Source organism: Thioalkalivibrio sp. ARh3, assembly GCF_000377265.1.
In the GTDB taxonomy this organism is placed as follows: Bacteria; Pseudomonadota; Gammaproteobacteria; order Ectothiorhodospirales; family Ectothiorhodospiraceae; genus Thioalkalivibrio; species Thioalkalivibrio thiocyanoxidans.
Window position 1 is genome coordinate 119,830 of sequence record NZ_KB897948.1, and the last position, 22,669, is coordinate 142,498.

General features: G+C 63.5%; 23 protein-coding genes and 3 pseudogenes. 4 read left to right on the top strand and 22 right to left on the bottom strand.

Features of this window, described 5'->3' with window-relative positions:
• Positions 1-15 precede the first annotated feature (15 nt).
• Positions 16-1,143, top strand: coding sequence for a hypothetical protein (locus tag C995_RS0105380; RefSeq protein ID WP_018863969.1), 1,128 nt, complete (start codon positions 16-18; stop codon positions 1,141-1,143).
• Between the two features lie 47 nt (positions 1,144-1,190).
• Here C995_RS0105380 and ftsH read toward each other — a convergent pair whose 3' ends face one another.
• Entirely contained in the window at positions 1,191-3,314 is a 2,124-nt protein-coding gene (gene ftsH, locus C995_RS0105385) for an ATP-dependent zinc metalloprotease FtsH (protein WP_026278963.1), read from the bottom strand.
• 55 nt (positions 3,315-3,369) lie between these two features.
• Positions 3,370-5,106 carry an HAD hydrolase family protein gene (locus C995_RS0105390; RefSeq protein ID WP_018863971.1) on the bottom strand — a complete coding sequence of 579 codons (1,737 nt, stop codon included), beginning with the start codon at positions 5,104-5,106 and terminating at the stop codon, positions 3,370-3,372.
• A gap of 626 nt (positions 5,107-5,732) precedes the next feature.
• Here C995_RS0105390 and C995_RS0105395 point away from each other — a divergent pair.
• A complete protein-coding gene (locus C995_RS0105395; RefSeq protein ID WP_018863972.1) occupies positions 5,733-5,939 on the top strand; it encodes a cold-shock protein in 207 nt (68 codons plus the stop codon).
• A gap of 316 nt (positions 5,940-6,255) precedes the next feature.
• Here the strand turns inward: C995_RS0105395 and C995_RS0105400 are convergent, their stop codons facing one another.
• Together C995_RS0105400 and C995_RS14200 are read right to left on the bottom strand one after the other, a co-directional pair.
• Entirely contained in the window at positions 6,256-6,972 is a 717-nt protein-coding gene (locus C995_RS0105400) for a nuclease-related domain-containing protein (protein WP_018863973.1), read from the bottom strand.
• Positions 6,973-6,996: 24 nt separating this feature from the next.
• Positions 6,997-7,080 (bottom strand): annotated as a pseudogene (locus C995_RS14200) (DUF2442 domain-containing protein); the annotation flags it as partial.
• A 50-nt stretch (positions 7,081-7,130) separates the two neighbouring features.
• On the opposite strand from C995_RS14200, the gene C995_RS0105405 reads away from it, so the two are divergent.
• Positions 7,131-8,000 carry an NAD(P)/FAD-dependent oxidoreductase gene (locus C995_RS0105405; RefSeq protein ID WP_018863974.1) on the top strand — a complete coding sequence of 290 codons (870 nt, stop codon included), beginning with the start codon at positions 7,131-7,133 and terminating at the stop codon, positions 7,998-8,000.
• Positions 8,001-8,429: 429 nt separating this feature from the next.
• On the opposite strand, the pseudogene C995_RS14390 reads toward C995_RS0105405, so the two are convergent.
• From C995_RS14390 to C995_RS0105425, 3 genes and pseudogenes are all read right to left on the bottom strand, one after another.
• Positions 8,430-8,567 (bottom strand): annotated as a pseudogene (locus C995_RS14390) (PilZ domain-containing protein); the annotation flags it as partial.
• A gap of 490 nt (positions 8,568-9,057) precedes the next feature.
• Entirely contained in the window at positions 9,058-9,228 is a 171-nt protein-coding gene (locus C995_RS14325; protein ID WP_018863976.1) for a hypothetical protein, read from the bottom strand.
• A 41-nt stretch (positions 9,229-9,269) separates the two neighbouring features.
• The gene (locus C995_RS0105425) at positions 9,270-10,421 is read right to left on the bottom strand and encodes a serine hydrolase (protein ID WP_018863977.1); all 1,152 of its coding nucleotides are present in this window, start codon (positions 10,419-10,421) and stop codon (positions 9,270-9,272) included.
• A gap of 311 nt (positions 10,422-10,732) precedes the next feature.
• Here C995_RS0105425 and C995_RS0105430 point away from each other — a divergent pair, with 311 nt between their 5' ends.
• Entirely contained in the window at positions 10,733-12,025 is a 1,293-nt protein-coding gene (locus C995_RS0105430) for an MFS transporter (protein WP_018863978.1), read from the top strand.
• Between the two features lie 127 nt (positions 12,026-12,152).
• Here C995_RS0105430 and C995_RS0105435 read toward each other — a convergent pair whose 3' ends face one another.
• The 15 genes and pseudogenes from C995_RS0105435 to C995_RS0105490 all read right to left on the bottom strand — a co-directional run bounded on the left by C995_RS0105435 (position 12,153) and on the right by C995_RS0105490 (position 21,806).
• Complete coding sequence (locus tag C995_RS0105435) at positions 12,153-12,923, bottom strand: CPBP family intramembrane glutamic endopeptidase (protein WP_196800070.1); 771 nt, start codon at positions 12,921-12,923, stop codon at positions 12,153-12,155.
• A gap of 104 nt (positions 12,924-13,027) precedes the next feature.
• Entirely contained in the window at positions 13,028-13,906 is an 879-nt protein-coding gene (locus C995_RS0105440; protein WP_018863980.1) for a phosphatase PAP2 family protein, read from the bottom strand.
• A 270-nt stretch (positions 13,907-14,176) separates the two neighbouring features.
• Complete coding sequence (locus C995_RS0105445; RefSeq protein WP_231362407.1) at positions 14,177-14,863, bottom strand: BON domain-containing protein; 687 nt, start codon at positions 14,861-14,863, stop codon at positions 14,177-14,179.
• Positions 14,864-15,437: 574 nt separating this feature from the next.
• A complete protein-coding gene (locus C995_RS0105450; RefSeq protein ID WP_026278966.1) occupies positions 15,438-16,067 on the bottom strand; it encodes a hypothetical protein in 630 nt (209 codons plus the stop codon).
• Between the two features lie 93 nt (positions 16,068-16,160).
• Positions 16,161-16,436, bottom strand: a complete 276-nt coding sequence (locus C995_RS0105455; RefSeq protein ID WP_018863983.1) for a BrnA antitoxin family protein — start codon at positions 16,434-16,436, stop codon at positions 16,161-16,163.
• Between the two features lie 7 nt (positions 16,437-16,443).
• Entirely contained in the window at positions 16,444-16,701 is a 258-nt protein-coding gene (locus C995_RS0105460; protein ID WP_018863984.1) for a DUF2442 domain-containing protein, read from the bottom strand.
• Positions 16,673-16,846: a DUF4160 domain-containing protein gene (locus C995_RS14395; protein ID WP_369771644.1), complete on the bottom strand. Its 174-nt coding sequence runs from the start codon at positions 16,844-16,846 to the stop codon at positions 16,673-16,675. Before C995_RS14395 ends, C995_RS0105460 begins: the two co-directional genes overlap by 29 nt.
• A 99-nt stretch (positions 16,847-16,945) precedes the next feature.
• The gene (locus C995_RS0105465; protein WP_018863985.1) at positions 16,946-17,971 is read right to left on the bottom strand and encodes a transposase; all 1,026 of its coding nucleotides are present in this window, start codon (positions 17,969-17,971) and stop codon (positions 16,946-16,948) included.
• 114 nt (positions 17,972-18,085) lie between these two features.
• Positions 18,086-18,409, bottom strand: coding sequence for a transposase (locus tag C995_RS0105470; RefSeq protein ID WP_018863986.1), 324 nt, complete (start codon positions 18,407-18,409; stop codon positions 18,086-18,088).
• A 52-nt stretch (positions 18,410-18,461) separates the two neighbouring features.
• Positions 18,462-18,770, bottom strand: a complete 309-nt coding sequence (locus C995_RS0105475; RefSeq protein ID WP_018863987.1) for a transposase — start codon at positions 18,768-18,770, stop codon at positions 18,462-18,464.
• Positions 18,770-19,060 (bottom strand): IS3 family transposase, encoded by a 291-nt coding sequence (locus C995_RS0105480; protein WP_018863988.1) that lies wholly within the window; start codon positions 19,058-19,060, stop codon positions 18,770-18,772. The genes C995_RS0105475 and C995_RS0105480 overlap by 1 nt, the downstream gene beginning before the upstream one ends.
• Before the next feature lie 102 nt (positions 19,061-19,162).
• Positions 19,163-19,711 carry a hypothetical protein gene (locus tag C995_RS13670; protein ID WP_018863989.1) on the bottom strand — a complete coding sequence of 183 codons (549 nt, stop codon included), beginning with the start codon at positions 19,709-19,711 and terminating at the stop codon, positions 19,163-19,165.
• A 524-nt stretch (positions 19,712-20,235) separates the two neighbouring features.
• A pseudogene (locus C995_RS14480) lies at positions 20,236-20,331 on the bottom strand (transposase); the annotation flags it as partial.
• Positions 20,332-20,399: 68 nt separating this feature from the next.
• Positions 20,400-20,975 carry a hypothetical protein gene (locus C995_RS14210; RefSeq protein WP_156015479.1) on the bottom strand — a complete coding sequence of 192 codons (576 nt, stop codon included), beginning with the start codon at positions 20,973-20,975 and terminating at the stop codon, positions 20,400-20,402.
• 153 nt (positions 20,976-21,128) lie between these two features.
• Entirely contained in the window at positions 21,129-21,806 is a 678-nt protein-coding gene (locus tag C995_RS0105490) for a hypothetical protein (RefSeq protein ID WP_018863990.1), read from the bottom strand.
• Positions 21,807-22,669: the final 863 nt, after the last annotated feature.

Genomic DNA, 22,669 nt, shown 5'->3' on the forward strand with positions numbered 1-22,669 from the left:
GGACAGGAGAAGCGCATGCTTCGCATCGCGGCTGTGTTGTTGCTGGGCCTCGTGCTGATTGCCGGCTACATCGGCATCCAAGGCTGGGAGGCAACGCGCGTGCTCCAGGACATCGAGGCTGGCGCGGGGCCGAGCGCGCTGAAGGACCGCACGCCCGAACCCACACGCGAAGCGCTTACGCTCGCGACCGACGAAGGGGACATCGCAGCCGACCTCTATCATCCCCGGCAGGAGGTGGGGGCCCGCATTGTCCTCGTGCCGGGCTTCACGCCGCAGGGCAAGGACGACCGCCGACTGGTGCAACTCGCCCATACGCTGGCGCGGGCGCGCTTCCTGGTGCTGGTGCCCGACCTGCAAGGCACGAAAGACCTCCGCGTGCGGACCGAGGATGCCGCTGCCATCGGTGATGCCGCGGCCCTCCTGTCCCGACTGGAGGTGGACGGCGCACCGGATCAACAGGACGTAGGGGTCGCGGCGATCTCCTATGCCGTGGGCCTGGCGGTGCTCGCGACACTGACACCGGAGGGCGAACAAGCCATCGACTTCCTGGTCGGGATTGGCGGCTATTACGACACGGAAAACGTCATTACCTTCGCTACCACCGGGGCCTTCCAGGACCCCGCAACGGGCCGCTGGAAGACGCGGACACCCGACCCGCAGGCAAAGTGGTTCTTCCTGCACGGCAATCTGCACATGCTCGACAGGCGCGAAGACCGCGCCATACTCGAAGAGATCGCCCGCCGGCGCATCACCGACCCGGAGGCCCCCATCGACGACCTGGCTGACGCACTCGGGGACGAGGGGCGAAGCCTGCTGGCGCTCATCCAGAACGACGACCGCGAACGCGTGCCGGAGCTCCTGGGCGATCTGCCGGCCAGCGCGCGGCAGGCCATCGACACCCTGTCCCTCGCCGGCCGCGACCTCTCGCATCTTTCCGACCACGTCCTGCTGATCCACGGCCGGAATGACACCATGATCCCGCACACCGAAAGCGCCCGCCTCGCCCGGGCCATCGGCGAAACCGACCTGCACCGGATCGACGGGTTCTCCCACATCGACCCGCACGGCGTGGGATTCATCGGCCAGTGGCAGCTTGTGCGCGCGATGATGGACCTGCTGGCGCGGCGTCAGAACGGATCTTGAACCGTCAAGGAATCATGTGTGTCCTCTTCTTCGCGGGTTTCTTCGCTTTAGGGGGTGCCAGAGGCTCCGGTGTTGCCGGACTTTTCGGCTGCGGGCCGCCCCGGCCCGTACTGGTCGACGATCGCCTCGATCTCCTCGCGGGTCAGGGTCTCGCGCTCTTCCAGCGCGCGGGCAAGGGCATCCAGGGCGTCGCGGTGATGTTCCAGCGTGGCGCGGGCGTTGCCCTCAATCTCCTCCAGCAGGTCGCGCACCTCTTCGTCAATCAACGCCGCGGTGGTCTCGCTGTGTTCGCGCGGGCGCGCGATCTCACGCCCGAGGAACACATGCTCCTCGCTCTGCGGCAGCGACACCGGCCCGACGCGCTTGCTCATGCCCCAGTGCGCCACCATCCGCCGCGCCAGCTGGGTCGCCTGGCGCAGGTCGTTCTCCGCCCCGCTGCTGACCTCGCCGAACACTAGCGACTCCGCCAGCCGCCCGCCGAACATCACGCCGATCCTGTCGCGCAGGTAGGACTCGTTGTAGGTGTGGCGTTCCTCGTCCGGCACCTGCGAGGTCACGCCCAGGGCGAACCCGCGCGGGATTACCGTGACCTTCTCCAGGGTGTCGGCATGCGGTAGCAGATACGCCAGCAGCGCATGCCCGGATTCGTGATAGGCGATTACGTGGCGCTCGCGCTCGGACATCTTGTCCTCGCGCTTCTCGCCGAGCATGATGCGGTCGCGAGCATCGAAGAAACAGGCGCGATCCACCTGCTTCAGCCGGCGCCGCCCCGCTAACAGCGCCGCCTCGTTCACCAGGTTGGCAAGCTCCGCGCCGGAAAAGCCGATGGTCGAGGCAGCAACCTGGTCGAGATCGACGTCGTCCGCCAGCGGCACCTTCCGGGTATGCACGCCGAGAATCGACCGGCGCGCCTCGCGGTGCGGGTTTTCCAGGGTGATCTTGCGGTCGAAACGCCCGGGGCGCAGCAACGCGGCATCAAGCACGTCCGGGCGGTTGGTGGCGGCCAGCACCACCACCGACTCCTCGTGCTCGAAGCCGTCCATCTCCGACAGGATCTGGTTCAGGGTCTGCTCGCGCTCGTCGTGTCCGCCGCCGACGCCGGCCCCGCGCGAGCGGCCGATCGCATCCAGCTCGTCGATGAAGATCACTGACGGCGCGTTCTCCTTGGCCTGGCGGAACAGATCGCGCACGCGCGAGGCGCCGACGCCGACGAACATCTCGATGAACTCCGACCCGGTCACGGTGAAGAACGGCACCCCGGCCTCCCCGGCCACCGCGCGCGCCATCAGCGTCTTGCCGGTGCCCGGGGGCCCCATCATCAGGATGCCGCGCGGGATGGTCGCCCCCAGGTCCTTGAAGCGGTCCGGCTCCTTGAGGAAGTCGATCACCTCCTGCACCTCGCGCTTGGCGTTGTCGCAGCCGGCCACGTCGTCCATGCGCACGCGACTCTTCTGCGGCTCCACCCGCCGCGCGATGGACTTGCCGAACTGCAGCGGGCCGCCACCCACACCTGACATCGCCCGTTGTTGCATGCGAAACCAGAACCACACCAGCAGTCCAAGCAACAGCAGCAAAGGGAGAAAACCCACCAGCAGTGCCTGCCACCATGGCGGGTCCGCGGCCTCAGCCGAGATCTCCACCCCGCGGTCTTCCAGCTTGCGCAGCAGCTCCTCGCCGGTCAGCTCCGGGGTGAAGGTACGGAAGTGCCCGGGATCGTCGATGCCCAGGTCCTGGCGCCCGACCACAGTCAGCGTGCCCTGCACCTCGTGGCCGCGCATCTTCACCTCGTGCACCTGACCCTGGTCCACCGCGCGCACGAACTCGCTGTAGGTGAGTTCCGCTCGGTCCGGCTCCTGCACCAGCGTCAGGAGCTGGAACAGCACCAGTACGCTGATCGCGATCCACAGCACGAACAGCCACTGTGGCCGCCCACCCTTGTCGCCCGGCCCGTCCGGTTCGCGCCCACCCGGGCCGGGACCGAGGTCGGGGCCGCGACGCGGTGGCATGCCGCCAGGCGAGTCGCCGGGTCGCTCCCCGCGCGGCGGCTCGGGCGAGCCTCGGTCTTCCCGGTCGCGGTCTTCCGAGTCGCGATCGTCCCCGCCGGGGTGTCCCGGGTCCCGGTCCTCCTGGTCCTCCCGGTCACGATCTCCGTTGGAACGATGGTCAGTCATCTCGCCCCTAGGGGTCGGACCCGCGAGAACGTCGGAGAGGATCATCAGTGTTTCCTTAAGCCTCATGGCTGAATGCATAGCGCGACTGGACGGCCTCGATGATGGCTTGATTGATGTCGGCTATGCGTCCCGCCCGATAGGCGCCCTCCAGCTGGCGGATTCGGGCAGCCAGAGTCCGATCTCCGAACACCCCCTCGATCCAGTTCGAAAAGTCACGGTGCTGCAGGTGGCCATGGAACCGCTTGGGTTCCATCCACGCCAGCGTGTCCACAAACTCCTTGAGCGTATGGGCGCGCTGGCCCAAAGGGTGGCCGTCTTTCGAAAACACAAACGCGTGATGCTCGGCCACCGGGACATCGATGTACTTCATGCGATGGCGGACGTGGGGTGTCAGGCGCTCGGCCAGACGCATGATCCGCAGCCGGCCTTCGGCCTCCTCTGGCCCCGGCAAGAGGGCGACCTCATTGACCGCCAATCCCGCCAGAAGGCTCTTCCATTCCTCCAGATCCACCGATACCCGGGCGGCCCTTGCCAGGGCGGCCACTTCCTCAGGATCGGTCGCCCTCGAGACCAGCATGACGTCGGCCACCTGCAGGACATCGGGGTGCAGCTGTGATGCCCGATAGGTCACCATCGTGCAGCCTCCCGCGCCCACGTCCAGCAGCGACATGGCATGCGGATCGCAAAGGAAATAATGCGCCTCGTCGACCAGTACCCGATGCGGCAGCCCCGTATTGTGGCGGACCACGGTGATCTCCGGAAGAATGTCTCTGAGGTAATCGAGCTTTTCCAGATGAGAAAGCTGCGACAGGTTAAGGATGACGCTGCGGTCCGGATACCGCAGCAACCGCGTCAGCTCATGCGGCTTGGGCGGCGGATCATCGCCGCCGGTCATCAGCACCCGGGGCAGTCCCTCCAGGCCGGCATAATCGCCTTCAGGGTCAACGATGCACAGACTGTAGCCATGCAGGATCAACTGCTCACACACCAGACCGGCCACCCATGACTTTCCGGATCTCGGATCTCCGCTGATGACCACGTTGCGACCCGACACCGCCAGCGACACGTCATTGCCGCCACGCGTCGTCCCCAACACCAGCCTTCGACGGGGATAGCCCGAGCGCAGCGTGTCCGGCCCCTCCAGAATTGCATCGATGTAGTCGGCCACCGCGGCCGGCCCTTTGCCCGGCAACACCTCGTCGGCGGTCGACTGGAGCCCGGCACTGCCCCACTCGACCGCCACTCCGACCTCGGCGCTGCGAAGCAACTCATGATCGTTCTCCGCGTCGCCGATCGCCAGGACGTTATGAGGAGAGAGGCGAAAGGCCTCAAGGGCGACCGCAAATCCCGTGGCCTTGCTGATCGCCTGGGGCAGGATCATCATGCGCCCGCGATTGAACAGGATCGCCAGCGGTAGCTCGAGCCGCCGGATCAGCTCCAGGGCCTCGGGGGCAGCCGACGCGTCGGCCTCCACCACCACCTCGCCGCACTTGAACTCGACGCCGCGCTCGCTCAATCCATCGAGAAACGCCGGCGGCGGCGGTTCGTGCAAGGCCGTCGAGCGCCCGCTCCGGGGAAAGGTGATTACTGCGCCGTTCTCACCGACGACCGCTTCGGCGAAGGTCAGATCGCCAGCTAAATGCCGCAGCTCACCAATAATCCGCCCCGTAACGATCAACACCACCAGGCCAGCCGAACGCGCGCGCTCCAGCGCCCCGCGCACGGCAGGGTTCAACCGTCCGTCCTCGGCGATCGTCCCATCGTAATCCAGGGCCAGGGCTTTGAGCTTCATGGGATTGCGGCACCATAGACCGCATCCGAGGGAACACCCGCCTGACAGACGCATGCAAACGAGAACGGAGAGATCAGAAACGACCCAATCATCTCTTTATCCCTCGGTACCCCGAACACATGGGAGGGAGGCATTCGTGCCTCGTCATCATGTTTCCAATGTAGACGATGGCGCGCTTCAGTGCCGGTCCGGGCGAGTGTGATCCTGCCCCCCATGTTCACTGCCTGGGACAGACCAGGGAGAGGGTCGTCGATGTCCTCTTCTTGTCTCGATCGATCCCTTGCGCCCGGCCGAGCACGGCCCGGCGGACATCGGGAACAGCACCGTGCCGCGCAGCGGAAACGAAACAAATCATGGGTGTCCTCTTTTCCTTTTTATTCGCCTGCGCAGGCGTTCCGAATCCAGGCGTAATCGCCCCGATTCCCGAGCGAACTGCTATAAAACAAGCAAGGGCGACATCGCGCCCGATGCCCCGCGCCAGCAGTCGCGCTGACTGGCAGGCCCTCGCCCTATTCTCGCGACACAGGGACTGCCGCCAGACACTGCAGCGCATCGCAGCAGCCTGTCGACGGACTCGGCCGGAAGGGCCTGTCCGCATCGACGCCAATCGCAAGGAGCAGGACAGAATGGCTACCGGTACCGTGAAATGGTTCAGTGACGACAAGGGCTTCGGTTTCATTACCCCCTCGGATGGCTCCAAGGACGTATTCGTGCACCACAGCAATATCCAGGGCAGTGGATTCAAGACCCTCGCCGAGGGACAGAAAGTCTCCTACGAGGTAGAACAAGGCCCAAAGGGCCCGAGCGCGACCAACGTGATGCCCGAAACGTAGGCACCAGTTTCTCCAAACGCCTGGAAAACACGGCGTAAAGGCCCGCCCCTCCCGCACGTGGAGGCAATCGGGCCTGGCCCCGAACGGGACAGCCCCGGGAGGATGCATCAGCAGGTCATCGGGGTCCGGGCCGTGCCCTGAGCAAGCAGCGGCTACCTGAAAACCATGGGTGTCCCCTTCTTAATAGCGGGCTACCAGAACCGGCAGCGAGAACAGCCAAGAAATCATGGGTGTCCTCTTCTTCCTCAGCACTCTTCCTCCTTCTTCTTTTCCTCGCGCGGGACCGGCCGGCCCTGTCCGGGGCACGCCCCCGCCTTCAGCCCTTCAGCGCCGCGATGGCCCGAACCGTGTTCTCCTTCACCGGGCGCGGGCGCTCGGGGCGGAAGCGGCGGATATACTCCACCAGCTCCGGCCCCGTCAGCACCGGCACCGACAGCTCGCCCGCACGCCCCAGCGACACCTCCGGGTGCGTGAATAGCACGATCGGCTGGATCCAGCGCTTGGCCTTGCGGCCCTTCAGGTACTCGCTCAGCAGCCACACCTGCTTCTTCACCTGCCGCACCGGGTTGCGCATCTGCTTGGTGTAGCGGCTGCCGCGCCGCCCGGTCTTGCTCACCGTCCATTGCGAAGCCTGCTCGTCGCAGTCGATGGCCCCGCTGTTGTGCTTCACCTCGATCACGAACAGCGCCTCCGGCCCCGCCACCACCAGATCCGCCTCCGCCACACCGGTACGCGAGCGTTCATCCGGCAAAGCCACCTGGTTGAAGACCGTGAACGAGTCGGGAAGCTCCGCCAGGTACTCCAGCGCCGCATCTTCGCCCCGCGCACCCGCCTCGATGACCGCGCTGCCGCCCACCAGGCCCACCAGCGCGACCACCCCCGCCAGCGTGATCAGCCCCACCAGCGGATGCACGAAGAACCCACCGAGCGCCACCGGCAGCCCCAGGAGCAGCACCAGGTTGCGCCCGCGCCTCTGGATCGCCTTCGACTCCTCGGTCAGACGGTTTGCGGTGACGTAGCGAGTGTCTGCCATTAGCGCTGGGGTGTTGAGGACTTAAGGTTCGGGCGTTCGACGGCCATCCATCAGACCATGCTCGGTGAGATCCATCGACGCAACACGCTCATCCGCGTTCGTGGCCAAAGAACCTCATTCCAAGCCTCCAACAGCCCCGTCTGGGGTCGGAACACAGGGTGACCGTTGTCAACGCGACGGACTACTTTCAGTTTGTTCCATCGAACCCGTGGCTGGCGGTCGGCTGGCGCGACCGGGCCGCGATCACCCTGCCGATCGCGCCGTACCTGGAGCGCAAGGGCATCGGCTTCATTGCCTCCGGAGTCGAGCAGATCCGGCCGGATGTCAGCCAGCTGCAGCTGGAGAACGGCGAGACACTGGACTACGACTACCTGATCCTTGCCACCGGGCCGAAGCTGATGTTCTCCGAGGTGGAGGGCGCGGGTCCGGAAGGCGGTTTTACCCATTCCGTGTGCACCGTGGACCACGCCGAGCGGGCGCACGAGGACTTCGAGCGCCTGCTGGAGAACCCCGGGCCGGTGGTCATTGGCGCGTTCCAGGGAGCCAGTTGTTTCGGCCCCGCCTACGAGTACGCCTTCATCCTCGACAAGGCGCTGCGCAAGCGCAAGCTGCGCAGCAAGGTGCCGATCACCTTCGTCAACATCTTTGCCGCCGGGGTCTGTGTCGCGATTCCGCCGGTGGAGGCGACGCCGGTGCCGACCGGTGCGCCGAAGACGGGCTACATGATCGAATCCATGGTTACCGCGATCGTGCACAACATCGCGGCCGAGCTCGAAGGGAAGGAGGCCAACTACAAGGGCTCGTGGCACGCGATCTGTCTGGCCGACATGGGCGACCGTGGCGCGGCCTTCGTGGCGCTGCCGCAGATGCCCCCGCGCGACGTGAACTGGTTTGCCGCCGGCAGGTGGGTCCACCTGGCCAAGATCGCCTTCGAGAAGTACTTCATCCGCAAGATGAAGAAGGGGACCTCGGAGCCGGTGTACGAGAAGTACATGATGCGTGCCCTCGGCATCCGCCGGCTGGAGTGACCGCCCGCGAGGTCCTGGCGCGGGCGGGGGTGGGGCCCCGGGACGCTAGCCCGCGACCGCGTCCAGAAATCATGCGTGTCCTATTCTTCCTCGACCCGCCTGGCGCTGCGTCGCTCCTGCATCCTCCGCCGAACGAAGATGCGCCTTTAGGGAGGCCTTGAGCACCTGTGCGTGTTCGCGGACCGCGCCCTCGATGGCCCGCAGCGCATCCTCCTCCCCCAGGAGGTTGACCAGGAACCGGGCCTGAGCCACCGGCTCGGCGTTCTCGCCCGGGGCCTGCATCCCTTCGAGTGCCTCTTCACCGATCGAGGCGGTCAGGGATCGGTACAACGGCCGCAGCACCAGCGACCCGTGCTGGATGGCCAGAAACTCGCACTGCTGCGCCCACGACCCCTGCGCCTCCGGGGTCGGATGATTCGTGTATTCCATATCCGTCAGTTCCAGATACAACCCGCTAAGGCTGACATCGCGGACCCGGCCGCTTGCTCTGCACTCAGAGTCGCCGGCCAACGTCTGCACCTCGGCTTCCATACGCACGGCCCTGCGACGCCCCTCTCGAAGATCCATTATCTAACTCCCGTCTTGGCCCCACCGGGCACCGGATTGTCATTTCGCGGCCCCAGACTCTAATGCATGCGGATGGCTCGGTTAACGGTACCGGGCAGTCCGTGAGCCAGGACTCAGGACGCGACCGGACCTCGATACCCCATTGCTTTTACGCGCGTTTGTACTGCGCAGTCGCACTATCGTGGTCCTCGAATTCGCGTTCGGGTCCAGACATTCCCCTCCGGGTACCAGGCTCGGCATGCCCCCCGCGAGTGGAAAAAAACATGCCCAGCTTTCCGTTGGCAGGCCACGTCTCCCATCCAGTCCGCACGCGGCGCCAGCGGGTAGGTCCACGGGCCACACGGAGCCTGGTTCACTTCAGCCCGGTCTCGTCCCTCCGCCCCGACAGACCCTTTCTAGGCCTGCCACGAGTAAACATACAAGCCTGTTTGCAGGCGAAGCTCCGGCCAATGCCGGACACGGGCAGGGGGCTTCGCGTGCAAGCACGCTCCTACAATTTGTGCCCACCCCCTCGTCCTCCGACCGCAGCGCAAGAAATCATGGATGTCCCGTTCTTCGCGCAGATAGCCTTGCCCCCGTGCCAGAGCCCGGCAGCCACGCCCGGAATGCCGAAATCGTCGGCGACTTCACCGATCAACCCCTGCAGCTCGTCGTGATCCATCCGCCCGAACCTCCCTGCCCGCGAACCCTGCGCTCATGAATTCAGAGAACAGACGAAATCTTCTGGACCAGCCGCGGGACTTGCTTGAATGGCACGGCTGGAGCCTTCAACTGATCGACTGTACCCGTAATGTAGAGATCCGGCTCCGGGGCGTAGAAAAGCCAGGAGCCGGAGGCCCCTGAATGGCCAATGAGTGTCGGAACGGAAAAAAACGGCCGCAGAAGGCGCGGGGTCCGAAAACGCATCATGGCCAGCCCGTACTCGATGGGCCAGCCCGGGGCCACGGGGATCAGCGTGAAGCCCAGAGGGTTCCAGTGCCCCCACATCGACTGCGCGGTAGCCGGATCATCGAACAGCTGTCCGGTGATCAGGGCGCGCAGGAATCGGAGCGTTTCCTCCGCGGTACTGAACAGATCCCGAAAAGAAGCCAGCGCCAGCGGCCGGTCGAGCGGCTGGTCGCCGGCCCACAGCGTGGCTGCGGCGGGCATGGACACCTCGGGTGGCGTGCCGGGGTGCCACGTCCGGGTCAATCCCAGCGGCTCGTAGATCAGGCTGGCGAACGCTTCGTGGACCGGCTGGCGAGTGACCGCCTCGATCACCGCCATGAGGAGCTGGAAGTTCGTATCCGAGTAGCGCACGGTATACCGGCCACCGTCGAACGCTCGTGGAGCGAAGTGTGCCCCGCGCGCGGCCCGAACCCAGTCCATCACGTCCGACAGAGTCCAGCTCAGATCGCCCTCGACGACCCGGTCCAGCAGCGCCTGCTGCCCCCGCGGCGCCTCGACCAGATACTCGGGCAACCCGGAGGCATGGCCCAAGAGGTGACGCAGGGTCAGCTCGGCCGTCCTGTCCACGCCACGGCGCCGATGGAGTCCGGCGACCCGACCGTCGGGCAGGTGATCGGTCAGGGGATCGTCGATGGCCAGCCGACCCTGTTCCTGGAGGCGCAGGACCGCGGCCCCGATGTAGAGCTTCGTCACGCTGGCCAGGCAATAGGGCGTTCCCGGCGTCATCGGCGCACCCGAAGGATCCGCGATACCGGCGGCGCCAACCCAGCGGTACGAACCATCCCCCGGCTCAACCCCGAGAACGGCGTGTCGCACCCCCCGCAGCCCGACCAGGTCCCGCAGCGCGTGTTCGAGGATGCGCTCAATGACTGGGGGAACGTTGCCGTGGCGAATTGCATCGACCATTCTCCGGCCCCTCCCGGGCGGGATCCAGCGGAGGGCAAAGAGCCGGCTGACACCAGCACGCCCCTTTCGTCGAACGTCACGAGGTCGCACGCGCAGACAAAGCTGGGTGTCCAGTTATCTACACTCTTCCGCCCGAATCTACCGTGCCTGCCGACAGGCCGCCCAGCCTGAAGATAGCTCAGACGTGGGTTGTTCACCTGCCCGGCGGTCATCCCTCTGGTTTGCGTCGCCCTTGGACACAACGCCACTTGTCGGTCGGCACGCCGCTGGCACAAACTGCCGGTATCGCCCGTCCGCCGAGACCCGACGCGTTGGCCCGCCTGCTCATCCCCATCGTCGCCCTGCTCGCCTCCGTCACCATCCTGGTGATGGGCAGCGGACTGATGGGGACGCTGGTCAGCACGCGCCTCAGCCTCGAGGCCATCGACCCCCAGCTCAAGGGGCTCATCATGTCCGCCTACTACATCGGGCTGGTCATCGGAGCCCAGCAAGGCGACTGGGTAATACGGCGCACCGGCCACATCCGCGCCTTCGCGATCTTCGCGGCTATCGCCACCGTCGCGATCCTCCTCGTGGGCCTCCATGTTGACGTCTGGGCCTGGTTCGCCCTGCGTGTGGTGATCGGGTTCTGTATCGCAGGCGCCTACCTGGTAGTCGAGAGCTGGCTCCATGCCCGCACGGAGAACCGGACGCGCGGTCGAGTCTTTTCGGTCTACCAGTTTGTCGCCTACCTGGGGCTGGCCGCGGGCCAGCCCCTGCTCAACCTCTACGAACCCGTCAGCACCGAACTCTTCATGGTCGTTGCAGTACTGTTTGCCCTCTGCCTGGTGCCAGTGGCTCTGACACGCACAGGGATGCCCCAGGACACCCCCGCCCACAAACGCATGAAATTGCGCCAGGTCGTGACCGCCTCGCCCCTGGCGGCAATGGTCTGCGTCGCCGCCGGACTGGTCAGCGGCGCCGCCTTCACGCTGACGCCAGTCTTCGCCCTGCGCATGGGCCTCGACATCGCCGGGGTATCGCTGGTCATGACCACCCTGATTCTCGGTGGAGTGGCGCTCCAGTGGCCGATCGGCTACTTCTCGGATCGCTTCGGCCGCCGGACGCTGATGATTGTGGTCGGTGGGGGCGTGGCACTGGTATCGCTCACGCTCGTCGCCACCATCGGCGCGGTCCCGCTCTGGGCCGTACTCACGCTTGCAGCGGTGTTCGGCGGGCTCGCGTTCACCCTTTACCCGCTGGCCGTCTCCCACGCCAACGATGTCCTCGAGCCCAACGACTTCGTGGCCGTGACCGCGGCCCTGCTCTTCCTCTGGGGCCTGGGGGCCGTCACGGGCCCAATCCTCGGCGGGTGGGCCATCGCCTGGCTGGGCGGGCCCGGGCTGCTGGCCTACATGGCCACCATCGGCGCGCTGGTCGCACTGATCGCATTGCTGCTCAGGCGCGACACGGCCGAGGCCCGAGAGCCCTTCCGCACTCTCACCCGCACCACCCCGGTGATCCACCATCTCGACCCGCGGTCGCTGCCCCAGAACGAAGGCGAGGAGGGAACGCCGGCTCAAGACACAAACGACCCGCCACCGAAGTCTCCCCACGGTGACTGAGCTTCGGCCCAAAGTTATGCCGGGGAGTAACCGGCTCTTGCGTACGCCCGTGGCCAGACCCTGCCATTGGCTCCGCGCGACCTCGAAGGCGACAGGCACGCCGACTCCAGCCGCCCAAACCTTGCTGCTAGGTCACGATCCCATCAGCGGACCAGGCCACCGCGTGGGTAAGGGCGTGCGCAATCATTGCCGCTTCCAGACCGTATCGCCAGAACAGATAACCGAACAGAACGCCGAAGACACCATTCGCCCCCATCACGAACAGCACGACCTCAGGTGTCCAGGTATCGAGATGCACCGCAACGGCGGGAAGGTGCCCTGCCCCGAACAGCAGTGCGCTCGCAACGATGGCGAGCCACACATATCCCGCGCGAGGTGCATCCTGCCGCCGTTGCAGAAATCGCCACGCCAGCCAGACGAGCAGGGTCATGGCACCCCATCGCAAGAGCAACTCTTCCGTAATCCCCCCGTAGAGCACGCGTGCGAGCAGTGGCACAGTGAACTGAGGCTCGACCCCGGCAAGAGCCACCGGCGAGGCGTAACCGCCGATCGCAAACAAGCCGATACCCGCCACCCCGCCGGCCATGAGTCCGGGCAGGAGCTGGGGCCGCAGAGCCGCCAGAACCGACCGATTCAATGCCACCGCCTCGAACCCCGGGGCATGCAGGCCCACCTGCGGACCGAGCAAAAGGCCCAACCACACCGCGAACGCAACAACGGCCGCGCCCTGCACAACACCAGCCAGCAACACGACCCACAAAGGGGGAACGGCCCCATTCCCGTCCATCAGCTGCGGCACCACCGTGACCCCGAGGGCCACCACGCCGACCATCCCTGCTAGGAACAGCAGCAATCCAAGCCACAGCCGGGGATATCGCCTTGGTGCACTCGTTTCCATGGGTCCGTCCCGCGTCGGAAAGCTCAGCGTACCCGAAAATCCCCGGAGCCCCTTGAGCCTTCGTCACGCACCTGCTTGCGGCATCTCACCACTTGCCTCCTCGCTCATGCATGCCCGTTCCCCGTGTGCTGGCGCAGGCGCAGCTGCTCGGCCATCGCAAAACCGACCAGCAACCAGAACGCACCCACCACAAAACCCGCGACGACATCACTGAGGTAATGGAGAGTCAGCAGCATGCGGCTGAACCCGATCATGGCCACAAGCACCACCGTCCAGTAGACCAGCTCGAAACGCTGACGCGCCGTCACCAGGTGGCGCGCGACGATATAGGCCACAAATCCGTAAACCGCCATCGCCCCGGCCGCATGCCCGCTGGGGAACGACGGTGACGTCGCGGCGATATCGAACAGAAATTCGGGGCGTTCGCGGTCCAGCACCAACTTCATCAAATAAATGGTGATCTGGGATCCGATCAGCGTCGTCCACAACCCCGGGATCATGTAGGCGTGCCGAAGGCCCCAGACGAGTGCCGTCGTCACCACTACAACCGCCGTCAGCGCGACCGATCCACCCAGCCCCGTAAGCCAGGCGAACGCAGCCACGGTGGCGTCCGTACGAAGCGGCGCCAGCATCGCATTCACGGCCGTATCCAGACGCACCAGCTCATCGGCCTCGACCAGTTCCTCGATCAGTCCGGCGAACAGTCCCAGCAGATACACCGCCGAAATCACGACCAGCGTCAACGGCAGACCGGGAAAACGGCGCGGGGTGAGCCGGGCCTCCACCCAGTACGTCAAACCCGGAAGCCGCGATCGCGCAGCGGCCACCACAGACCGCACGCGTTCATCCTGCGCAGTCTGTCCCGCCCGCTCGTACAGCCGGATACTCAAGCCCCAGCCAAACCGGGCCACCCACAAGGCCAGCCACCGCACGCCCAGCACCCCAGCCAGCAGCCCCAGCAGAAGTAACCCGTCCCAGAGCATCCACTTTCCCCTGCGGTGCACGACCTCGAATTAACCAAGAAACGTGGGTGCCCCCTTCGCGCCTGTCTTCGTCGCCTCGCGGATTCATGGGCACGCTCACGCGTGAAGATTCACCCACCGTGATCGAGAAAACCCGGAGTCGGACCACGCTGACGGACTGACGCGACGCCGTCATGCCGCACCCATCCGGCCGGCAGGACGCTGCTCGCCCCGCTGTCCTCGCCCAGACCGTCGTGCACCCACCCGGTCGAGGGCCCAGCAGGCCGTGAATTACGGGCGCACCTCGATCCGGCTCGTGACGTCGCGTACGCCGTCGATGCACCAGGCATCCAGAACGGCCGCCTTCTTCTCGGAGGCCGTCGTCACGAGCCCGTCCAGCGTCACGACCCCGCCGGCCGTGGACAATCGCAGCTGTTCCGTGTGCACGGCCGGATCCTCTTCCAGTGCAATGCGCAGGGCATCCGTGATCTCGTCGTCGGAATCCCCCTGTGGGGGCAGCACTTCCAGCTGGTTATCCACTGCCTCGCAACCGTGCACTCTCCAGGCCAGGCATTCCGCCAGCCGTCGATGCGACAGACTCTCGACCACCCCGTTCAGGGTCACGACGCCCTCCTCCGTATAGACCTCGATCTGATAGCTGTCGGGTCCTGCGTCCTGCACCGTGTCGAATTTTGTACCCGTGTGGGTCCGAAGCGAGTACCGAGCAAATACCGAATCCGCCGCCAGGCGCCTCACCAGTTCGTCGCGCAACTGCCGATCCCCCATCCGTTCCCCGACGTCACGGCGCAGCCGATCCTCGATCCGGGCGGAATCGCCGACGACTTCACGTGCCAGAACCCCGGCCCGGCGCTTCGCGGCGACATCCGCGACCGTCCCTTCCAGCACAAGGCGGTCATCGCGCACGCGCACCTTGATCGGATACTTGTGCAGATCAATCCACCGATCGCGTTCAAACACGGCCGACACCTTCGTAACCCATTCATTTCGCAGTTCCGAACCCGTTTCGCTCATCGTCTGACCCTCTTCGTTTGCCGGACATGACCGGCGTACCGCTCCCGCTTCATCCATAGATCAGAGTCTCGACCCAGGCAAGGCCGGAGACCGGGCCGCGCCACCTCTAGGGTTCGGCATCGGCCCGGCGGCATGGAGGCCGACCCGCTGAGCCGCAGCGACCGCTGCGACCCCAGCGTCGGTTCTTTGACCAATGACCCGCGACAGCCTGTGGCCGCCGGGCCTGTCGCCTATATTCGTGGGAAGAGGGTTGACCCGCACAACCGGGCGGGAGGGACGCCCCGAAGGACACTCCGGGGCCACGGGACAAGGAGGACGGGCATGCAAGTGGCCGAAGTCTGCAACCGCGAGGTGATCATCATTACGGGTGACGAATCCGTAAAGACGGCCGCAGACCTGATGCGAAACCACCACGTGGGGGGGCGTGGTCCTGGTGTAGGAACAGAAAGGCCGTCGGGTCCCGACAGGCCTTGGAAACCATGGGTGTCCCCTTCTTATCTCTTTCTGCTTTCGCAGCGAATCAGAGGCGTGGATTCCGGCGGCCCAGGCTCCCCGACTCTCGTGCCTTGGAGGACGGGCCGAACATCGTGGCGAGAATCATCCGCGTGGAGATCGCGATCAGCACCACCCCCAGTAGCAGCATGCCATCGACCACCCAGCCGTTCTCGAACCACGGCAGGAGCGGATCCGAGTTTCCGAGTCGTTCCGCCAGGCCGAGTCCCAGCAACACCGCACCAGGCGTATGCACCATGAAGGCAAGCCGTATCGCCCGCGACCGATCTTCCTGTCCCGGGGCCACATCGTTTCCATACCGCGAATCGGACCCCTGACCCGCAACGTCGGTCACCAGAGGGTTCCGCCCCGGGGTCACATTCGTCTCCTGCGTTGGCGATACGGACGGGTATCGCCGCACGAACATCCGGCCGAGACCGGCCGGAACGACCAGAAAGCTCAGCAACACGGCCACCAGCGCCGTACCCAACGACGGGTCGCCACCCGCGATGGCCCAAGTGCCAAAGAGAACCACGACAGGGAGAATCAGTGTGGCAAGGGCATACCCCAGCCGAGGCCCCAGTGCGGCCCGCCTGGCCATAAACAGGATTCCCAGTGCGACCAGCACTGCGGGAATATATAGAATCAGTAAAACCATGCGCGCCTCCATGCGTCGCTTATCACTACTATTGGCCCGAGTCCGATCAGGCTTACCCATCCACGTACAGAACTCAGCCCCTCAACCCAACCGCTAGCCTTTCTTGCGAGCTCGCTTTACATCGTCCGCAAGCCACGCCTTGATCAGGGACTGATACGGCATATCGCGCTTGTTGGCCTCGATCTTGATGTGGTCAAGAAGCGACTCCGGCAAGCGCAGCGAGATCGTCTTGATGGACGGCTTGAGGTTCGGGAGCTCGACGGCCTTGGCTCGGCCCCAATCGACATAGTCGCTGGAATCATGGCTTTCCCAGAACGTCCGTTCTTCCGCCTCGTCCAGGAATCTGGGGATCTTCGAGGTGTTGCTCATAAGTACTCTACCGAGCAGGCGCAGGTGCGCCTCGCAACAGCCCTTCGGTGCTCAGGTCTTCGTCGATCTCTGGCCAGTGAATCCCATAGCCTCCGGCGGAGTTCTCCCAGATACGCAACTGCGCGGGCGTTGCGTGCGCGAGGCGTGGGTACCACTCCAGCGGAACCGAGATTCGGCGGCCATCCATCAGGCCGACCACCAGGTCATGCTCGGTGAAATCCACCGACGCAACACGCTCATCCGCGTTCGTGGCCAAAGAACTCATGCCAAGCCTCCAACCGCTCCGGCTGCCGACCCTCGACAACCTCCCGAATCCGCCGCAATTCGTGCGCCGGAAACCCCATACTCCGCGCCAGTGCCACACGGCGCAACCAGGACTTGGCCGAGCACTTTCCGCGGTCCACATGCACATACGGCGGCTCGTCCGGCTAATGGCTGAACCAGTAGAAGCGGTAGGGTCCATCCCTGAACACCGTCGGCATCCGCGCCTCCCCTGAGGCCGAAATGGTTCAGCGACAACTGGCTGGCGCCAAAAACATCCGAGCCGATATGCCCACACCCTTGATGCTGCGACGCCCGAGCTGCTTCACCGCCTCGCGAAAGCGCTCCACGTGCCCCAGGGCCGCTACATGGTGCGACCTCTGCCCCCTTCCAACATGCCGCAGGAAATGCACCGGCTCGATCCGCAGACGTTCCAGGATCGGCGGAATGGATTCCGGGATGGCCCCGCGCTTGTCCTCGCGGATCGCCCGACCGGTCCAGTCCACCAGCTCCAGGTAGTCCTCCGTGGTAAAGGCCACCGCATTCGCATGCGGATCATCGCCTTCCCGGCCCAATACGGTCAGGCGAGGCTCGTCGCCCTCACACGCTGGACCTTCTTGCTCCTGGCCCTCCCGAGCCAACGCCCGGATACGCTGCTGGATCGAGGTGAATTCGGAGTCCTCGGGCGTATCCGCCATCCCGGCGCGCACCGGGTTCAGATCCACGTAACTCATGCAGGTCAGCACCGCCGCGTCGTCCAGCAGCGCCTGGCTCTTGTAGCGGCCCTCCCAGAAGCGACCCTTGCAGCCATCCTCCGCATTCGCCCGCCGCGCCAGCTGTTCGTTCAGGCTGCGCATGAACCAGGACAGATCCTGCAGCCGATCCCGCCACTCGGCAATCTGCACCTGCGCCCGCTCGCGCTCCGCGACCGTCTTCGTCTGCCCCGCCCGATAGCGGGCTACCAGCACCGGCAGCGAAAACAGCCGCTCCCAGCGCTCCATCACCTCGTCTTCGCTCCATGCGGCCGCCCGATCCGAGTCCAGTCGCACCACCAGGTGATAGTGGTTCGACATCACCGCGTACGCGCACACGTCCACCGCGAACACGCCCTGCAGCTCACGCAGGCGTTCCAGCACCCAGCCGCGCCGATGCTCGTAGTTCTTGCCCGAATAGGAATCCTCGCCGCACAGGAGCGCGCGGCGAACACAGCGACAAATACAGTGGTAATACGGCGTCGTCTCGACCGAGACGAGCTCCTTCCTGGCTCGCGTCATCTCCGGACCCTCCCTGGTCCATGCACTCCCCCACAAACCTAGACAGCCCGCCTCAGACCGTCAAGAAATCATGGGTGTCCTCTTCTTCCGCCGGACCTTCGCTCGAGACGAAAATCATGGCTGTCCTCTTAATTGGAGCGAGAACAGACGCTCCCAGCGCTCCATCACCTCGCCTTCGCTCCATGCCGCCGCGCGATCCGCATCCAGCCGCACCACCAGGTGATAGTGGTTCGACATCACCGCATACGCACACACGTCCACCGCGAACACGCCCTGCAGCTCGCGCAGGCGCTCCAGCACCCAACCGCGACGGTGCTCATAGTTCTTGCCCGAATAGGAATCCTCGCCGCACAGGAACGCGCGGCGAACACAACGACAAATGCAGTGGTAATACGGCGTCGTCTCGACCGAGACGAGCTCCTTCCTGGCTCGCGTCATCTCCGGACCCTCCCTGGTCCATGCACTCCCCCTGAAACCTAGACAGCCCGCCTCAGACCGTCAAGAAATCATGGGTGTCCTCTTCTTCGGGCCGCAGCCCCTGCTCCCGCATCAGACGGCGGACCCGGTAGCGGCCGACCTCAACACCATCGGAGCACAGCGCCGCTTGCACACGGCGGCTGCCGTAGGTCCACTCCGACTGCTCGAACGCCTCCTTGACCCGCTGTCCCAGCGCACAAGGCCGGCGCGGTCGCCGGCCACGCTGTCGCGCCGCGTAGTAGCCCGACCGGTTCACCTCCAGCAAATCGCAGACCCGCTGCACCGAAGCCTTCTCCGTCAGGGTCGTGATGCAGCGATGCATCACTTCAGTTCCCGGGCGAAGAAGGCCGAGGCCTTTTTTAGGATGGCCTTGTCCTCCCGCAGCCGGCGGTTCTCTTCCTCCAGTTCCCGGATCCGGCGTTGCTCCGGTGTCAGGGGCCGTCCATCGCCGGCTTCCCCAGCACGATCCGCCTTGAGCTGCTCGACCCAGCGCCGAACGGCCGTCTCGCCAACCCCGGTGTCTCGCACCACTTGCGACACACCCTGGCCCTCGTCCACCACCATCCGGGCCACCCGAAGCTTGTACTCCGGATCAAAGCTCCTGCGTCCCATATCCTCTCCTCGATCAGATCCCAATCATTCCACCGATCGAGGTGTCCACGGAAATTAGACCAGCACATCCACACGCAGGAAATCATGGGTGTCCCCTTGCTCTTACACTTTACTCAAGCGTTCGACTAGGCGGGCACACATATCTGCGTAGTTCACCGCCCCCTCTGCATTGAGGTCACCATGGTCGTAATCGTGGATCGCGTGACTGCGGAGCGCGAAAAGATTCCGGAACATATTCTGCGTGCCATCGTCTACGAGCCCTGCCCTATACAGCGCACCTATGACCGCCATCGGTGAAGACTTCTGCCGCGCCTCAAGTTCGACGCCTCGCCGCTCAGCAGCTTCGAGGGCAGTAAACTCGACATCTAGCCACGCCTCTAGAACCGCAGCGCGCGGCGACACCTCCGCTAGCTTCACTACTTTTGGCGACACCTTCAATGGTGCATGCGCTGGGCCGAGGCTCTCTTCGGCCTCCTCTTTAAGAGCCGCAACCTCTTGTCCGAAGCTGACTTCAAGATCTTTGAACTTAACCCGCTGCATTAATGGGATTAGGGATGTAAGGGGCGCCTTGAGAAGGTACACGGCGAAGACGAAAGCCAGCGGCCAAGCAATAGCCTTAATGAACTCTGCTATAAACGTAAGTACGTCCACCTAGCCCTCCTCTTCGGCACCTAACGCCGTGTTAAGCCGCCGCCGCGCGGCCGGGCTTGGTTGAAATGAAGACCGAGTAAGGCGGTCGGCTTGAACACGTAGTTAGGTCTCAGTCCGAGTACCGCATCTGTGGTGTCACAAGTGCATGCCATCTCGCGTGACAAGCCTGACACAAGTACGACGTTGGCCAAGACTCCGACTCACCGCCGAAGATAGCTGCTGGAGCCCAATGATGGCGTTCGGCACCGACATTACCGCACACCTCGCACGTTGGGAGTCTGCTCGTAGCGGTAATGGGGTCCGCATGCATCCCAGCTGCCTTCACAGCCTTTACCGACACAAAATGCTGAGTCCGATGCTCGCAATGTCCGCAGACAAACAGACAGGTTCTCTGCCCTCCGGCGTTTACGCAACTTCGAACCAGCCACTGTTTTTCCAGGCCACACTTTGGGCAGGGATAGTCCGGCCATTCAAAAGCTTTCACGTGCCTCCCACAACAAATGATGGGTGTCCTTTTCTTCGTGCTCGCCACACAGGAACGCGCGGCGCACACAGCGACAGATGCAGTGGTAATACGGCGTCGTCTCGACCGAGACGAGCTCCTTCCTGGCTCGCGTCATCTACGGAACCTCCCTGGTCCATGCACTCCCCCTAAAACCTAGACAGCCCGCCTCAGACCGTCAACAAATCATGGGTGTCCTCTTCTTTCTGTGGGCTGAACCGGCACCGTCAACCCAACTAAGGTTCCCAAAAGAGGCGCCAGATACCAGCCTTGAAGCTCCGTGCCCGCCCATTCAATAGATGCCCATCCACCAAGCCAACTCGCACCAAGTAGACTCACCGCAGAAATCGACCCCAGAACCAGTTGCGAACCAGAGCCAATTATCCCTTCCACTCTATACCTTAAGGCCCGACCCGCGCCCGACGCTAACGCAACGCCCGCAAAAAACCCAAAGGCCGCCATGAACGACGAATCGAACGCCACATTCACTGCCAGCAACATAGTGACAGCCACCAATGCCATAAAACTGGGAGTCGACAGACGCCCTGGCGCTGAAACAGTGTTCACGTCATGCTCCTCACCAACGCGTGCTCGATAGCGGTTATAAACAAAGACAGCACCTACGACCGGGACGAGATACGAAACCCACCCACCCTCGAAATTGAACCCGATATAATCAATTATTGGCAGCAACTCCGCTTGGGGCCAAAAACCTATCAAAATAATCGAGAACAAAAATATCATCATAATGATATCCGCCACCAAGCGAACACCGCGCCACACCGATACTAGAAAACCAGACGACCCTTCCAAGTGTTACCCCCAAAAACCCAAGCTCAATCTTTCCCACAAACCCTAACCAAACGATGCACTCTCAAGCAGCAATACATCATGGGTGTCCTCTTCTGCGCTCTTTTATTGCGCTAAGTTGGCGCCGTGTTTCCGCACATACTCAAGTTGCGTGGGGTCCTCCACCTCCAGGACTCCATCGAACAGATACTCCCAGTTCTGGCCATCAGGCTTCTCTTGGCCCTGCCAGTACCGCCGGACGTCCTCGATATCGTTCGAATCAAAAAAGCCATCAAACCACGCTGCGTCAACCCTCGTGAGTCTCAGAGTGAGCGTAGGGCGTACCCGGAGAACGTAGACATTTGGTCCAAGCATGGCGCGCAACATCGCCTCTCCCTGCTCTGAACGCTCAGCCAGGTAGAGGCACGAGAAACGGCTGACGGCCCTAGGTGCGATCTCACGTCGAATTCGCTCGAAGGTAAGTTCGACGTCGGAGCTTCGAAGCGCATCCTGCTTTGTTCCCTCCGACATTAACTCCACCTCGTTGGGACCGTTTGCGATCTTCATCCCTTGCCTTAAGATGCCAGCCCGAACGATTTCTCCTGCGGCTCTAGGGGTTACGATGCTTGGCGGATGGACGCCCTTCGCAAGAACTTCCAGTGGCACATCGTCGATGAACTCGTGAACTTCCCCGATACCCTTGTCTACAAACGCCAGCGCGTTCGGAGACACGAGGCGTCCACTCAACGCCAAGTTGTGGCAAGGGTACCAATTGTCTAGATCGATGGCGTGGATGAAATCCATACAACGAGTTCTAACGCATGGGTTTAGGTACCGCTCGAGAAATCACGCGTGCCCCCGTTTTACTCATTTTTCTTTTCTTATAGATATCCACTTATTCGTGTCAGAATTAGACCATCACGCTGCTTTGTACGCTAATCGGATGTTCATCTGAGTTCTCGATCCTCGCGATCTTGCTCCCTGTTATTCATCAGAACCATGACGGATGCGACAAATGACAGCATCAGAAACATCCCGACACCCAGCCAAAGAAACGCTAGCTCGACATAGCCAAGGAAGAATAAAGCCGGGCAACCCAAAACCACAGCCACGACTAGAAATCCGAACCCGCCAGACCCATTTCCGTCTACCACGGCATCTACCCCTCAGTCATGACACCACCTGCCACATTAAGAATAATGGGTGCCTTATCCTTGCCCCCCCGCAAACCTAGACAGCCCGACTCAGACGGCCAAGAACTAATGGGTGCCCTCTTCCTTCGGCACAAAAGGGCGATCCAGATACGGCAAGACACGAGAAGCCCAAAAGAGCGAGCGTGTTTCCAACTCTATTTATCTTTTGGCGCCGGATGTACTCTCTGCATTCTAGGAGGGTTGGCGCTATTCTTTTCTAAACCAGATTGCGATGGGGTGCGCTGCATCCGAGGAGCTGAAGCGCTATCACGCACGCTTTGGGAAGATTTCGAATTAGACGGTTTCGGCATCATCGGTTACCTCAATACATTTGCCAGAAAAAAAGCGACAATCATGAACATAGCTGAGACAAATATCACACCCGAAGCAATGTTGCTGATCTTGTTCAACTGATCATAGATATTGGGGCTATTAAAGGCGTCTAGGTCATTCTCCAAGTAGTAGCTCTCCGCA

Bases quoted from the DNA above. Each gene is read 5' to 3' on its own strand.
- C995_RS0105425 (WP_018863977.1), bottom strand. From the start codon at position 10,421: ATGGTCGATGCAATTCGCCACGGCAACGTTCCCCCAGTCATTGAGCGC.
- C995_RS0105480 (WP_018863988.1), bottom strand. From the start codon at position 19,060: ATGGGACGCAGGAGCTTTGATCCGGAGTACAAGCTTCGGGTGGCCCGG.
- C995_RS0105475 (WP_018863987.1), bottom strand. From the start codon at position 18,770: ATGCATCGCTGCATCACGACCCTGACGGAGAAGGCTTCGGTGCAGCGG.
- C995_RS0105490 (WP_018863990.1), bottom strand. From the start codon at position 21,806: ATGGATTTCATCCACGCCATCGATCTAGACAATTGGTACCCTTGCCAC.
- C995_RS0105390 (WP_018863971.1), bottom strand. From the start codon at position 5,106: ATGAAGCTCAAAGCCCTGGCCCTGGATTACGATGGGACGATCGCCGAG.
- C995_RS0105465 (WP_018863985.1), bottom strand. From the start codon at position 17,971: ATGACGCGAGCCAGGAAGGAGCTCGTCTCGGTCGAGACGACGCCGTAT.
- C995_RS0105470 (WP_018863986.1), bottom strand. From the start codon at position 18,409: ATGACGCGAGCCAGGAAGGAGCTCGTCTCGGTCGAGACGACGCCGTAT.
- C995_RS0105460 (WP_018863984.1), bottom strand. From the start codon at position 16,701: ATGAGTTCTTTGGCCACGAACGCGGATGAGCGTGTTGCGTCGGTGGAT.
- C995_RS0105440 (WP_018863980.1), bottom strand. From the start codon at position 13,906: ATGCTCTGGGACGGGTTACTTCTGCTGGGGCTGCTGGCTGGGGTGCTG.
- C995_RS0105455 (WP_018863983.1), bottom strand. From the start codon at position 16,436: ATGAGCAACACCTCGAAGATCCCCAGATTCCTGGACGAGGCGGAAGAA.
- C995_RS0105435 (WP_196800070.1), bottom strand. From the start codon at position 12,923: ATGGAAACGAGTGCACCAAGGCGATATCCCCGGCTGTGGCTTGGATTG.
- C995_RS0105450 (WP_026278966.1), bottom strand. From the start codon at position 16,067: ATGGTTTTACTGATTCTATATATTCCCGCAGTGCTGGTCGCACTGGGA.
- C995_RS0105400 (WP_018863973.1), bottom strand. From the start codon at position 6,972: ATGGCAGACACTCGCTACGTCACCGCAAACCGTCTGACCGAGGAGTCG.
- ftsH (WP_026278963.1), bottom strand. From the start codon at position 3,314: ATGACTGACCATCGTTCCAACGGAGATCGTGACCGGGAGGACCAGGAG.
- C995_RS14325 (WP_018863976.1), bottom strand. From the start codon at position 9,228: ATGGATCACGACGAGCTGCAGGGGTTGATCGGTGAAGTCGCCGACGAT.
- C995_RS0105395 (WP_018863972.1), top strand. From the start codon at position 5,733: ATGGCTACCGGTACCGTGAAATGGTTCAGTGACGACAAGGGCTTCGGT.
- C995_RS0105380 (WP_018863969.1), top strand. From the start codon at position 16: ATGCTTCGCATCGCGGCTGTGTTGTTGCTGGGCCTCGTGCTGATTGCC.